This window comes from Amycolatopsis sp. NPDC004079, assembly GCF_040610415.1.
Lineage (GTDB): Bacteria > Actinomycetota > Actinomycetes > Mycobacteriales > Pseudonocardiaceae > Amycolatopsis > Amycolatopsis halotolerans.
In genome coordinates, this window is the sequence record NZ_JBEXMH010000012.1 from 110,491 (window position 1) to 122,781 (window position 12,291).

Here is a 12,291-nt window from a genome sequence, read left to right on the forward strand (position 1 = left end):
AAGTTCCTGGCATGGGGAGTGAGCGGGCAGTCGGCGGGCCCGGCTCTTGTACAACGTTCAGCTGTGTTTTCGCAGGTCTGCATGGTAATAATCGCGTCCGCTTAGCGGATTCTTAGCCATCGGGCGGTCAGCGCGCGTAGGGTCGGCCGCGACGCTGGCGGAGCCCTAGGGGAGGGGCAGGCTGTGAAGCCGGCGACGGGACCGCGGCAAGCACCGCGCGGACCTGGAAGAGCCGCCAGGAGCGGCTCGGTGGCGGTTGGCCGGCCGAGATGGGGGTAGGCCGGCCGGCCGCCAGGCTCTATTCGACGTTCGACGTGCAGAGCGCGATCGAACTGCCGCTGCTCTCGGCGACCTTCTTGCCGTCGACGAGGATCTGGCAGCTGATCTGGTTGGTCACGCCCGCGTTGGCGGTGTCCGCGGTCAGCGAAAGGATCGGCGCGCCGCCGCTGTAGGAGGCGTGCCCGTGCCAGTCGTCGGTGCTCGGCGGGGTGGACGCGGTGCGCTGGTCGTTCAGCGTGCCGTAGCGAACGGTCGCGCCGCCCGCCGAGGTCACCACGAAGTCGACCGAATGCTTCTCGCCCGGCTGCGGCGGGATGTGCAGGTCGCCCGCCCGTGCGGTGCCGAACATCGACGGGTACAGCGCCATCGCGCCGCACAACAGGACGGCGAGTGCGGAAAGCGCGGTTCCGGTGAGTGCGACACCCAATCCGCGCATTGTGCCCTGGGAGGAAAGTACGATTCCCGCAATTCCGCCGACGAGTCCGACGCCGGCGAGCGGCCAGGCGAGGAAACCCCAATCCGGCAGGAACGCGACACCGGCCGCGGCGAGGCCGAGCGTGACTCCGAGGCCGCCGGGCCAGTTCGTCTTCCTCCGGGGCGGCGCCTGCTGGGGCGTCCCGGAGGGCGTTTGCGGTGCTGGACGGTGCGGACCAGGGCGAGTAGTGGTCCGGCTGTGTCGTGCGGGTGCGGCCGGATACGGCTGCTCGGTCGTCATGCGTGCCTCTTCCGCTGTGTTGGCGAAGACGCTAACGCAGATGCCCGCGAAGTTGGAATAATCGTTATCGAGAGATAATGTCATTCATTTACCGCGTTCGGCCAATCGGGGTCATTTCCCGCCGGATTGCGCGAAGTGGCGCCATTTACTGGCCGAAAAGGACCCGCCGATGATTCCGAAGAGCGACCGCGCGCTTACCCGACGGCCCTGACCTGGCGACGCGGTCGTCCCCGCGCGCCATTCACTGATCGAAAAGGCTGACTTCCGGAGTGATCTCGAGAAGTTCGTGCACCGGCCTGCCGCGCCGCCCGTCGATGGTCGTCGTGCGCACCACGCGCAACCGCGCGGTCACCGGGCGATCGAGATTCTCCTTGATCTGGTCGAGCAGATCCGGGGCGACCGCGCCCTGAATGGTTCCGCCGGATTCCCGCTCCAGATAGAAAATCCGCCGCCGGGTGCGCACGCCGTCGAGGCGTCCGGTCACCGTTTCGTAGCCGACCGCCTCGCGCGATTCGCGCAGGCTGCCCTGCAGCACCCGAGCCTGTTCGGTGGTCATGCTCCGGGTCACCTGCTCGCCCGCGGTGGGCGTGAGCGCCATGCCGATGCCCGCGTGCTTGCTGACCGCGTTGACGACGTCGCTGACCGCGTTGCGCACCGTGTCGCGCTGCAGCAGCACCGCGTCGAGCGCGCCGTCGTCGGAACCGTTGGCGGGCAGGAAATCGCAGAGTTCCTTCACCGCGCGCTCGGAAAGCGTTTCGATGCCGTCGTGGATCAGCGCGTCGTCGACCGCCGGTTCCGGGAAACCGAAGAAGATCGCGTTGCCCGCCTGTCCTTTTTGGATCAACGGGGCCTTGTCGCGGTCCGCCTGCTGAACGAACGTGACCTCATTCGACGGATTGCGGATGATGTGGCCGATCTTCGCCGTCGCGTCCTGCAGCGCGCGGCTGATGTCGGAAAAGGTGTAGGCGTCTATGTGCGTTTCGCCGATCACCGACACGTGCAGCAGCGGCGCGCGGCAGGTGCGCTCGAACTTCGCGTTCGCCGCCATCGCCGAGGCGCGCGCGAGGTCGTCGAGCCACGTGCCGCCGGGAATCTCGTCGGCGATCCGCCGGAACTCGTTCCTCACCACACCATCTCCGGGACGCCCCTGCCGCCTTCTGCCCACACCGATTCCCACACGTCCTCGTCGCCGGGACGGCACAGGAAGCCGTCGAGCATGCCGCCGACGGGCTGGATCTGGTCGAGGTACATCGCGGGCTGGCCGACGATGATGCCGCGCAGGGTCAGCAGGCCGTACAGCGCGGTGCGGCCGCTGTCGTCGAGCCGCTTCAACGCGCCCCATTCGTCGGGCAGCAGCACCACGTCGAGCCCGCGCGGCGGATGCGCCGTGCGGGTGACGAACGCGCCGCCGAGCCAGGCCCGCCCGGACGTGATCACCCGCTGGGCGACCCCGAGGTAACTGTTGAGCGCGCTGAAGAGGATCTCGCGCTCGTTCTGGTGCGGCGCGTCGTAGACCAGCCGCTCGTAGACGTCGGCGAGGTCGGCGTGGTGGCGGCCGGGCGGCAGCAGGTTCTGTGGCGTCCAGTGCGGAAGCGCCATCGGACCTCCTGACGTCGTCCGGGGCCCTCGGCGCCCGCTTACCGTGCGTAGCCGAATCTACCAGGTGGGTGTCAGCCACTGCGTCCAGGTCGGCGGGGCGCGGGTTCGTCGTGCGGCCAGTGCGGACTCCGCTGGTCGTCCTCGGGCCAGCTCAGTTCGCCGGACAGCCTCGGCTCGGGATCGGGCAGCGGATGCCCGGCCGGGTCGTGCGTCGCGTGCTGCCCGTTGTACGGCTCGTCCGGGTCGACGTCCGGATAGTCGTTGTAGACGCGCTCAGGCTGGTCGTCGTAGTGCGGGTACGCCGGTTCCTCGTAGTCCTCGTACGGGTTCGCCGGCGGGATGTGCCGGGTCTCCTCGGCCGGCGTCTCGACCGGCGCGACGGCGGGCCGGTACGGCTCTGCCTCGGCGTCAGCGTCGGCCTTCGGCCGGGACGCGCGCGTGAACAGCCACATGACCGCCGCCCCGAGCAGGAACGAGACGAGCAGCCACAGCCAGATCTGCCCGAAGAGCCAGAGCATCCGCCATCACCTCTGTTCCACTGTGATCTCGACCCGCCGGTCGCTGTCGTTCCCGCTGTCCGAACCGCTCGTGCCGCCCGCGCTCGTGCTGCCCACCGCGAGCAATCGGTCGGGCGGCACGTCCTCGCGGATCAGCAACCGGATCACGGCCAGCGCCCGGTTGCGGGAAAGCTTCAGCGCCGCGCTGCGCCCGCCTGGACCGTCGGCGACCCGGCCGACGAGGCGGTAGCGGAAGTTGTCCGGTGCGGCGCGCAGCAACGGCGCGAGGTCGCGCGCGGCCTGCTCGCCTTGATCGGTGAGCTGCGCGGTGTCCGGATCGAAGGTGATCGGCGCGGCAGCGAGTTTGCGGTCCAGCTCGGCCTGGATTCCGTCGCGGTCGGTCGGCGGCGCGGACGGCGGGGCGGACGAACTCGGCGGCGGGCTGGCGGGCGGTGTCGACGACGGTTCGGGCGAGGGCGAGGGCGCGGATTGCACCGGCCCGGCGCCGCCGGAGGCCTGCGCCGACTCGACCCCGTCGACTCCCTGCACGATGCCCAGCGCGCGGCCGGCGTCTTCGGCCGGGAACCCTTCGAGGGTCGCCTGCCGTCCGGAGAACTTCACGTCGCCGCCGCGGAGACCGGCCGCGTCGAGCGCGGAGCGTGATCGCGCGGCGAGGTCGTCCTGGATTCCGCTGCCCTGCAGCCAAGTGACGATGCCCGCGAGCAGCGCCGTGACCACCACTGCGACGGGGATCAAGCGAAGCCACCCTCGTGCACCGGACATAAAGGGACCCTATGCCGGGCCGCTCCGCTTGGCGACCTGGTGACGGCCGCCGTTCGGGTGGCTCTCGCAGCAGTGCCGGTACCGGTGGTCACCGGTACCGGCACGGTCGAGCGAATGGCGGTCAGGAGGCGGTCGCGTTGCCCCGTACGTCGCCCCGCATGTCGAGGTCGATGCTCGCCGGGTTGTCCGGCACGAGCGGGACGAGCGGAGCCAGCTCCGGCCGTTTCGGCGACAGGCCGTCGCCCATGGACTCGCCGCGCAGCTGGCGGCGGATCCACGGCAGCAGGTGCATCTTGGTCCACGCGAGGTCGGACCGCCGCGACGTCATCCAGGTGGCCGGCTCGCTGCTCGCCGGGTACGGCTCCCGCCAGTCCTCGTCGACCGGGACGCCGAGCACCTCGGCGGTGAGCAGCGCGATCCGGCGGTGCGCGTCCGGCGTGAAGTGCAGCCGGTCGTCGCTCCAGGCGCGGCGGTCGTGCAGCGGCTCCATGTGCCACATGTCGACCATCTTCGCGTCGTGCCGGGCCGCGATCGCCCACAGATGCGTGTTGTAGATCGCGACCTTGCCGCGCAGCACGCTCATCACCGACAGCTGCTTGGTGTCCGGCCCGTTGAAGATCACCACCGGGATCCCGGCCGCGCGCAGCTTCGCCACCCCCGCCTCGAAGCGCGCCGCGATGGCGTCGACGTCCGCGCCCGGCACGATCACGTCGTTGCCGCCCGCGCACAGCGTGACCAGGTCGGGCTTCAGCTCGAGGGCGATCGGGACCTGCTCGTCCATGATCTCGTCGAGCATCTTGCCGCGCAGCGACAGGTTCGCGTACTGGAAACCGGGCTCCCCGCCCGCCAGCATCTCGGCGAGCCGGTCGGCCCAGCCCCGGAACGTCCCGTCGCCCCGATGGTCGTTGAGTCCCTCGGTGAAGCTGTCCCCGATGGCTACGTAGCTGTTGATCCCGTACACGCTGGGTTCCCCTTTCCCGCTGGTGCGCGCCTGTTCCCCGTGAAGTCCCGGATGTAGTTGTACACCCCAACTAACAGTCGGATATCCCCATATCCTTCCCGCCGGACACGACCGGTTCCCGCCGATGTCACAGTCTCTTACCTTGTCGGGGGTTGCCGCCTCCCTATTACGGCATTTTCACCGGGACGAAGCTCACGATCGGGCCGGTACCGGGCGCCGTGTGGGGTAGGTCTCCCGACCTGGGGGTCCGCCGCGAGTTGCGGCAGGCTGGAAGCTGTGACAGACGAGACTGCGAAGGGGCCGGCGCGGGAGTCGCTCACGCAGATCCTCGGCGGGCGGCGCGGCGCGATCGACGCCAGCATCCCGCCCGCCGCGTTCGTCGTCGGCTGGCTCGTGTCGGCCCAGTCGATCGCCTGGGGAGCCGGGGTCGCGATCGGCGTCGCCGTGCTGCTGGGCGCGTACCGGCTGATCCGCGGCGACAAGGCGCGCGCGGTGGTGGTGAGCCTCGCCGCGGTGGTGATCGCCGCGCTGATCGCGATGCACACCGGCCGGGCCGAGGACTTCTTCCTGCTGCAGCTGTTCTCGAACGCGGCGAGCGCGCTGCTGTTCGCGGCGAGCGTCGCGGTGCGCTGGCCGTTGCTCGGCGTGATCGTGGGATTGCTCCTCGGGCAGAAGACCCGCTGGCGGCGCGATCCGGCTCTGCTGCGCGCGTACTCGTGGGCGAGCGGCGTGTGGGTGCTGCAGTACTTGCTGCGCGTGGTCGTTTACGGCCTGTTGTGGTGGACCGGGCAGGTGGTGGCGCTCGGAGTGGCGCGCACGGTGCTCTCCTGGCCGCTGGTGGCGGCGACGGTGGCGGTGAGCGGCTGGGTCCTTTACCGGAGCCTCCCAGCAGAACACCCGGGCCTTCGCCTGGCGAAAGACCCGGGTGCGGGCGAGTCCGAAAACGGACCCGGAAGTTAAGGCGGCCCCCGGCGAGGGGGGAGGGTCCGGGGGCCGGTTCCTACGGTACCCGGCCCGGAGGGGTTGAGTCGACGGTTTCGACTCTTCCACTCAAGTTTTGGTGGCATTCACCCGTCGGGATGGTCGCGGGGTGTCCTCGCCCCACGCCCCCACCGCCGCGAGCCACGCCGCGCCGAGCACGCCATCGGAGCTGGTCAGAACGTTGAGCCCGGCGAATTCGGCCCGCACGCGAGCCCCGGCCGGGCTGTTTTCGGCCAGCACGCTGCCCACGAGCACGATCGGAGTTTTTTCTCCCGGCTCGCGCGTGGCGCGAGCCACGCGCACGAGATGCCGGGCGCCGCGCGCGACGATTTCCTCCGCGACGGGCTCTCCGGCGGCGGCCGCGGCACTCACCAGCGGCGCGTACCGGGCGAGCCGGACCGGGGGTTCCGCGTTGGCATGGGTCACCAGTGCCCACATGACTTTGGAGCGGTCCGACAAGTCCACTGCGGACGGTCCGAACGCTTCGGCGAGGACCGCCTCGGCCAATCCGCCGAGCGGGCCGTCGCCTTCGAGCGCGGCGAGCGTGGCGCGCACGGCTTCGCGGCCGAGCCAGAATCCGGAGCCTTCGTCGCCGAGGAGCCAGCCGTGGCCGCCCGCCGTGCTGACCATCCGGCGGCCGCGGATGCGCCCGGCGATCGAGCCGGTGCCCGCGACGAGCACGGTCCCGTCCGGCTCGGCCGTCGCGGAGGCGTAAGCCACCTCGGCGTCGCCGGTGATCCGGACCAGGCCGCCGAGACCGATCCGCTCCCACGCCGCGGCGAACTCCGCGGCGACCGCCGGGTCGGACAGCTTGCTCTCGCCGGCCATGCCGACCACGACGCCGAGCACGTCGGTCCGTCCGTCCAAAGCGGATTCGATGGCTCCGGCGATCCGGGCCGCCGCCTCCGCGGGCGGATGCGAATTGGGGTTCGCGCCGCCCGCGGCTCCGGTGCCGTGCACGACGCCGGCGGCGTCGATCGCGATCGCTCGCGTCGAGGTGCCGCCGGCGTCCACGCCTACTACGAGACTCACCGGGTCTTGGTCACCTTCAGCAGACCGCGCGGGTTGTCCGGGTTGCCGCCGCGAGCGAGCGACAGCCCGAGCGCGATCCGCTGGATCGGCAGGATTTCCAGTACTGGAGCCAATTCCTCGACCGTCGGGGCGACCGGGATGCGCAGCGCGGCAGGCACGTCCTGCGCCGCCGAGCCGACCGCGAGCACGTCTGCGCCGCGCTCGCCGACCGCTTCGAGAACCTCGCGCATGGCTTCGCCGCCGCGGCCGAGGCTGGTGGCGGCGAGCACGGCGGTCTCGCCGTCGACCGCCGCGACCGGACCGTGCAGCAGGTCCGCGCCGCTGTACGCGCGGGCCGCGAGGTAGCTCGTCTCCGCGAGCTTCAGCGACGCTTCGAGCGCGCTGGCGTAGGAGTAGCCGCGGCCGGTGGTGAGAACGCGGTCGACAAAGCGATACCGGTCCACCGCACGCTGCACGCCTTCGGCCGCGCCGTCGAGCGTCTGCTGGGCCAGTTCGCCGATCTTCCCGGCGTCCTCTCCCTTGCCGCCGCGGATCGCGTCGATGAAGAGGTACAGCGCCATGAGCGTCGCGGAGTACGTCTTGGTAGCCGCCACTGCCTTTTCGACGCCGGCGCCGATGTCGACACCCAGCTCCGAAGTCGCGCGCAGCGGCGAGTCCGGGGTGTTGGTGACCGACACGGTCAGCGCGCCCTGCCGGCGAGCGGCCTCGGTGACCTCGATCAAGTCGGGCGAACCGCCGCTCTGGCTGACCGTGATGAAGAGCACGTCGCGCAGGTCCGGGCGAGCGCCGTAGAGCGTCGCGGTGGACGGCGAAACGAGCCCCGCCGGCAGGCCAAGAAGTACCTCGATCAGGTATTTCGCGTACAGCGCGCCGTGGTCGCTCGAACCGCGAGCGGCGAGCAGCGCGAACCGCGGCGGGTTCTGTGAAATCTTTTCCGCCACTTCCGCGATGCCGGACCGCCGCTCGACCAGCCCGGCGAGAACGCTGGGCTGCTCCGAGATTTCCGCGGCCATGTGCTCGCCGGGACGTAGTTGGGTCATCACTTTCCTCTCCGCCGGGACGGGTGTCCCGGTGTGCTGAGCGGCGTCCGGTCAGGTCTAGACCAATGCTAGCCGGGCGGAGCGGGTCGGGAGAAGGGTACGTTTCCTCACGGGGCAGTGGCGCGTTTAATGTGGGAAGACTGAGGGAGCCGGGCATGCTGGAGACACCCCCCGCGAGCGAGGCGGGGACTGCTGCGCGAGGGCAGCGCGAACCCAAGTACTGGGCGCTGAAGCAGCATCTGCTGGACCTGCTCGACGCATTGCCGCCGGGATCGCCGATCCCGACCGAGCGGGCGCTGGCGGGCGAGTTCACCGTTTCGCGCACCACCGTGCGCCAGGCGCTGGCGGATCTCACCGCCGAGGGCAGACTGCACCGCGTCCAGGGCAAGGGCACGTTCGCCGCCGAGCCGAAGCTCGCGCAGCGGCTGCAGCTGTCCTCTTATACCGAGGACATGCGCAAGCAGGGCCTGAAGCCGTCGTCCCAGCTGCTGGAGCTCGAGGAGCTGCCGGTCGAGGGCGAGATGACGAAGCTCCTGCAGCTGCGCAACGGCGCGAAGATCCTGCGGCTGCGCCGGCTCCGGCTCGCCGACGGCCAGCCGATGGCGCTCGAGACCACGCACCTGCCGCTCGGCCGGTTCCGCGGGCTGCGCAAGCACATCACCGCGGGCGGTTCGCTGTACGCGGTGCTGCGCGAGCATTACGGCGTCGAGCTGGAGCGCGCGGAGGAGACGATCGAGACGTCGCTGGCCGGGCCGCAGGAAGCGGAGATCCTCGGCGCGGACGTCGGCATGCCGGTGATGATGCTGACCCGGCATTCGTTCGCCACCGACGGCAAGCCGGTCGAGTTCGCCCGCGCGGTCTATCGCGGCGACCGGTACAAGTTCGTCACCACGCTGCTTCCCTGACCGCGTGAGCATCGCGGGGGACAGCGGTATCCGCTGGGGCACGCCCGCGGCTCGCGGCGTGCTCTGGACGACCATCCTCGGTTCGGGGATGGCGATGCTCGACGGCACCATCGTGAACGTCGCGCTGCCCCGGATCGGCGAGGAACTCGGCGCGTCGGTCGCCGGTCTGCAGTGGATTCTCGACGGCTACCTGCTGGCGCTCGCCGCGCTGATCCTGGTCGCCGGGTCGCTCGGCGACCGCTACGGCAGGCGGCGCGTGTACCTGGTCGGCGTGGTGTGGTTCGGGCTCGCGTCCGGGCTGTGCGCGGCGGCGACGTCGACCGAGCTGCTCGTGCTGTTCCGCGTGCTGCAGGGAATCGGCGGGGCGTTGCTGACGCCGGGTTCGCTGGCGATCCTGCAGTCGTCGTTCTCGCACGAGGACCGGGCGCGCGCGATCGGCTCGTGGTCCGGGCTCGGCGGGATCGCGGCGGCGGTCGGGCCGTTGCTCGGCGGACTGCTGGTGCAGGCGTGGTCGTGGCGGCTCGCGTTCCTGATCAACTTGCCGCTCGCAGTGGTCGTCGTGCTGATGGCGCGGCGGTTCGTGCCGGAGTCGCGGGATACCGCGGCGACCGGGCATCCGGACTACGTCGCCGCGGCGGTCGGGGCGCTCGGGCTGGCCGGGGTCACCGGTGCGCTGGTCGAGGCGCCGGTGCGCGGGATCGGCGATCCGGTCGTGCTGGTCGCGTTGGTGGTCGGCGTCGCCGGGCTGGGGTTGTTTCTTTGGCTCCAGCACCGTGCTGCCGAACCGCTCGTGCCGCCTTCGTTGTTCCGCGACCGCACGTTCACGCTTTCGAATGCGCTGACGTTCGTGGTTTACGCGGCGCTCGGCGGCGTGATGATGCTGCTGGTTCTGCAGCTTCAGGTGTCGCTGGGTTATTCGCCGACGCTCGCCGGGCTGGCCGGGTTGCCGATCACGGTGATCATGCTGCTGCTTTCCGGCCGGTCGGGGGCGCTCGCGCAGCGGATCGGGCCGCGGCTGCAGCTGGTGGTCGGGCCGATCGTGGTCGGCGTCGGGATGTTGCTGCTGACTCGGGTCGGGCCGGGTTCGTCGTACCTCGGGTCGGTGCTGCCCGCGGTCGTGGTGTTCGGGCTGGGGCTGGCCACTGTGGTCGCTCCGGTGACCGCGACGGTGCTGGCCGCCGCGCCGGACCGGTATGCCGGGGTCGCGTCCGGGGTCAACAATGCGATCGCCCGATCGGGTGGACTTCTGGCGGTGGCGGTATTGCCCGCCGCGGCTGGTTTGACTGGTTCGGCGTATCGGGATCCGGCCGCGCTGACTGCCGGATGGCAGACGGCGCTGGTGATCTGCGCGGTGCTCGCGATCGTCGGCGGGCTTATCGCGTTGGGAATTCACAACGGGGTGCTCGGCGCCGCTGAGCCGGACGACTCGCCGCATCCCGGGGATTGTCTGCATTGCGGGGTGGAAGGACCGCCCACGCACGTCCATCCAGGCGGGCGTAGCTGATCTTTCGGTGGGGGAAGTGTGCTGGGGTTTGTTGGTGCGGGGGAACTGACCGCTGCCATCGTGACCGGGCTCGACGGGAGCTTGCCGGTCGCGTTGTCGCCGCGCTCGCGGGAGATCAGCGCGGGGCTGGCCGCGCGGTATCCGGACGTGCGGGTGTGCGCGAGCAACCAGGAAGTGCTTGATCAAGTGGACACGGTGGTGCTGGCCGTGCGGCCGCCGGTGCTGCGTGAAGTGGCGGCTGAGCTGTCGTTCCGGCCGGAGCACGTGGTGATCAGCGCGGTGGCCGGGGTGCGGGTGGAGCAGTTGCGGGAGTTGGTCGCTCCGGCTTCGCGAGTGGTGCGGTCGATTCCGTTGCCGCAGGCGGCGCAGCGGCAGAGCCTGACTGCGATGTACCCGGAGGACGGCGTCGCGCGCGAATTGTTCGAGCGCGTGGGCGGCGTCGTGGTGCCTCGCGACGAGCCGGGTTTGGAAGCGTTCAGTGCGGCTACGTCGACGTTCGCCGCGCACCTGGATTACCTGGCGACTATTGCCGGGTGGATGGCCGCGCAGGGCGTCGAGGCGGACGTTGCTTCGGCGTACGTGACGCACATATTCGCGCAGGTCGGGAAGTCACTGGCCGGCGGCGGGCCATTGGCGGAGCTGACTGCCCGGCACATGACTCCGGGCGGGATCAACGAGCAGTTGCTGAGGCATCTTCGGGCGGAAGGAATGCCGGAGACGGTGCGACAGGGGCTGGACGCGGTGCTGGCCCGGTTGCGCGGATCAGCCGCGGGATCGGGCGACTAGCCGGGTCTCGATGCTTTGCAGCGCCGTGATCAAGGTGTCGATCTCTTTGGCGTCCGTGAACGTCCCGTCGAGCAGCGCGGACCACGTGTCGCGCAGCCGTCGCAGGTTCTCCGCGGCCTTTTCGGTGGGGTAGAGGCGTACCCGGCGGGCGTCGTCGGGGTCGGCTTCCCGGCGCAGCAGCCCCTTGGTTTCCAGGCCCCGGACGGCCCGGCTGACGTTGCTGGAGATCATCTGAGTCGCCTCGGCCGCTGCGTTGACCGTGGTTCCCGGGTGCCGGTCGACGAACCGCATCACCGCGCCTTCCAGCGGCGTCCCCGACTCGGCGTTGGCCTCCTTGGCGGCGTTGATGTGCCGGGCCACCGCGAGGATCAGGTCGGCGAGCTCGAAAAGCTGGTCGTCTTTCACCCGGTCAGCATAGCTATCTTTTGACAGGTATCTCCTCGGCGGCGTAGCTTAGCTATCAATTGATAGCTAAGGAGGCGGTCATGACCGAAACCAAGAGCGCGCTGATCATCGGGGCGTCGCGGGGGCTGGGCTACGCACTGGCCGCCGAGTTCCTCGGCCGCGGCTGGCAGGTCACTGCGACCGAGCGGACGCCCTCCCCGCTGCACGAGCTGGCCGGGCTCGCGGTGGAGACCGTCGACATCGCGGTGCCCGATCAAGTCGCGGCGCTGCGCGAACGGCTGGCCGGATCGGCGTTCGACCTGCTGTTCGTCAACGCCGGAACCAACTGCACGACCGACCCCTCGGCGACCTTCGCCGACGTGTCCACCGAGGACTTCGCCCAGGTCATGGTGACCAACGCGCTGAGCCCGATGCGCGTCGTCGAGGCTCTGCGGGACCTGGTCCCCGCGACGGGCACCATCGGCGTGATGTCGTCGGGCCAGGGCAGCGTCGCCGACAACACCAAGGGCGGCTTCGAGGTCTACCGGGCGAGCAAGTCCGCGCTCAACCAGCTCATGCGCAGCTTCGCCGCCCGGCACGCCGACGACCCGCGCACCCTGCTGCTCATGGCGCCCGGCTGGGTAAAGACGGACCTGGGCGGGCCGGGTGCCCGGCTGACTATCGACGAGAGCATCCCCGGCGTCGCCGACACGATCGAGGCTTGGGCGGGCAAGGGCGGGCTGCACTACCTGGACCGCCAGGGCCAGACCGTCAACTGGTGACCGCAGCGGTCCCGTTAAGCGCCCCAATGTGGCGTTGGGTGCG

The 12,291-nt window shown here is 70.4% G+C and carries 14 protein-coding genes; 5 read left to right on the plus strand and 9 right to left on the minus strand.

What is annotated here, in order from left to right:
• Positions 1 to 298: 298 nt before the first annotated feature.
• The 6 genes from ABZX37_RS15660 to ABZX37_RS15685 form a co-directional block, all read right to left on the minus strand.
• Entirely contained in the window at positions 299 to 994 is a 696-nt protein-coding gene (locus tag ABZX37_RS15660; protein ID WP_354739942.1) for a hypothetical protein, read from the minus strand.
• Between the two features lie 241 nt (positions 995 to 1,235).
• Positions 1,236 to 2,120, minus strand: coding sequence for a hypothetical protein (locus ABZX37_RS15665; protein ID WP_067580198.1), 885 nt, complete (start codon positions 2,118 to 2,120; stop codon positions 1,236 to 1,238).
• Entirely contained in the window at positions 2,117 to 2,593 is a 477-nt protein-coding gene (locus ABZX37_RS15670) for a hypothetical protein (protein ID WP_344265085.1), read from the minus strand. Before ABZX37_RS15670 ends, ABZX37_RS15665 begins: the two co-directional genes overlap by 4 nt.
• A gap of 71 nt (positions 2,594 to 2,664) precedes the next feature.
• Entirely contained in the window at positions 2,665 to 3,111 is a 447-nt protein-coding gene (locus tag ABZX37_RS15675; RefSeq protein WP_354739944.1) for a LapA family protein, read from the minus strand.
• 6 nt (positions 3,112 to 3,117) lie between these two features.
• Entirely contained in the window at positions 3,118 to 3,846 is a 729-nt protein-coding gene (locus ABZX37_RS15680; RefSeq protein ID WP_354739946.1) for an OmpA family protein, read from the minus strand.
• Positions 3,847 to 3,994: 148 nt separating this feature from the next.
• Positions 3,995 to 4,834, minus strand: coding sequence for an SGNH/GDSL hydrolase family protein (locus ABZX37_RS15685; protein ID WP_354739948.1), 840 nt, complete (start codon positions 4,832 to 4,834; stop codon positions 3,995 to 3,997).
• Between the two features lie 276 nt (positions 4,835 to 5,110).
• Between ABZX37_RS15685 and ABZX37_RS15690 the strand changes: the two genes are divergently transcribed.
• Complete coding sequence (locus ABZX37_RS15690; RefSeq protein ID WP_354739950.1) at positions 5,111 to 5,794, plus strand: DUF3159 domain-containing protein; 684 nt, start codon at positions 5,111 to 5,113, stop codon at positions 5,792 to 5,794.
• 90 nt (positions 5,795 to 5,884) lie between these two features.
• Here ABZX37_RS15690 and ABZX37_RS15695 read toward each other — a convergent pair whose 3' ends face one another.
• Both ABZX37_RS15695 and ABZX37_RS15700 read right to left on the minus strand, forming a co-directional pair.
• Entirely contained in the window at positions 5,885 to 6,847 is a 963-nt protein-coding gene (locus ABZX37_RS15695) for a BadF/BadG/BcrA/BcrD ATPase family protein (RefSeq protein ID WP_354739952.1), read from the minus strand.
• Positions 6,844 to 7,887, minus strand: a complete 1,044-nt coding sequence (locus ABZX37_RS15700) for an SIS domain-containing protein (RefSeq protein ID WP_354739954.1) — start codon at positions 7,885 to 7,887, stop codon at positions 6,844 to 6,846. The genes ABZX37_RS15695 and ABZX37_RS15700 overlap by 4 nt, the downstream gene beginning before the upstream one ends.
• Positions 7,888 to 8,042: 155 nt before the next feature.
• Between ABZX37_RS15700 and ABZX37_RS15705 the strand changes: the two genes are divergently transcribed.
• From ABZX37_RS15705 to ABZX37_RS15715, 3 genes are read left to right on the plus strand one after another with little or no spacing between them, the layout of a single operon-like run.
• Entirely contained in the window at positions 8,043 to 8,792 is a 750-nt protein-coding gene (locus ABZX37_RS15705) for a GntR family transcriptional regulator (protein WP_009084055.1), read from the plus strand.
• Between the two features lie 4 nt (positions 8,793 to 8,796).
• The gene (locus tag ABZX37_RS15710) at positions 8,797 to 10,296 is read left to right on the plus strand and encodes an MFS transporter (protein WP_354739956.1); all 1,500 of its coding nucleotides are present in this window, start codon (positions 8,797 to 8,799) and stop codon (positions 10,294 to 10,296) included.
• An 18-nt stretch (positions 10,297 to 10,314) separates the two neighbouring features.
• Positions 10,315 to 11,082, plus strand: a complete 768-nt coding sequence (locus ABZX37_RS15715; RefSeq protein WP_354739958.1) for an NAD(P)-binding domain-containing protein — start codon at positions 10,315 to 10,317, stop codon at positions 11,080 to 11,082.
• Here ABZX37_RS15715 and ABZX37_RS15720 read toward each other — a convergent pair.
• Positions 11,059 to 11,487: a MarR family transcriptional regulator gene (locus tag ABZX37_RS15720; protein ID WP_354739960.1), complete on the minus strand. Its 429-nt coding sequence runs from the start codon at positions 11,485 to 11,487 to the stop codon at positions 11,059 to 11,061. The genes ABZX37_RS15715 and ABZX37_RS15720 overlap by 24 nt on opposite strands.
• An 80-nt stretch (positions 11,488 to 11,567) precedes the next feature.
• On the opposite strand from ABZX37_RS15720, the gene ABZX37_RS15725 reads away from it, so the two are divergent.
• Positions 11,568 to 12,248: an SDR family NAD(P)-dependent oxidoreductase gene (locus tag ABZX37_RS15725; RefSeq protein ID WP_354739961.1), complete on the plus strand. Its 681-nt coding sequence runs from the start codon at positions 11,568 to 11,570 to the stop codon at positions 12,246 to 12,248.
• Positions 12,249 to 12,291 lie beyond the last annotated feature (43 nt).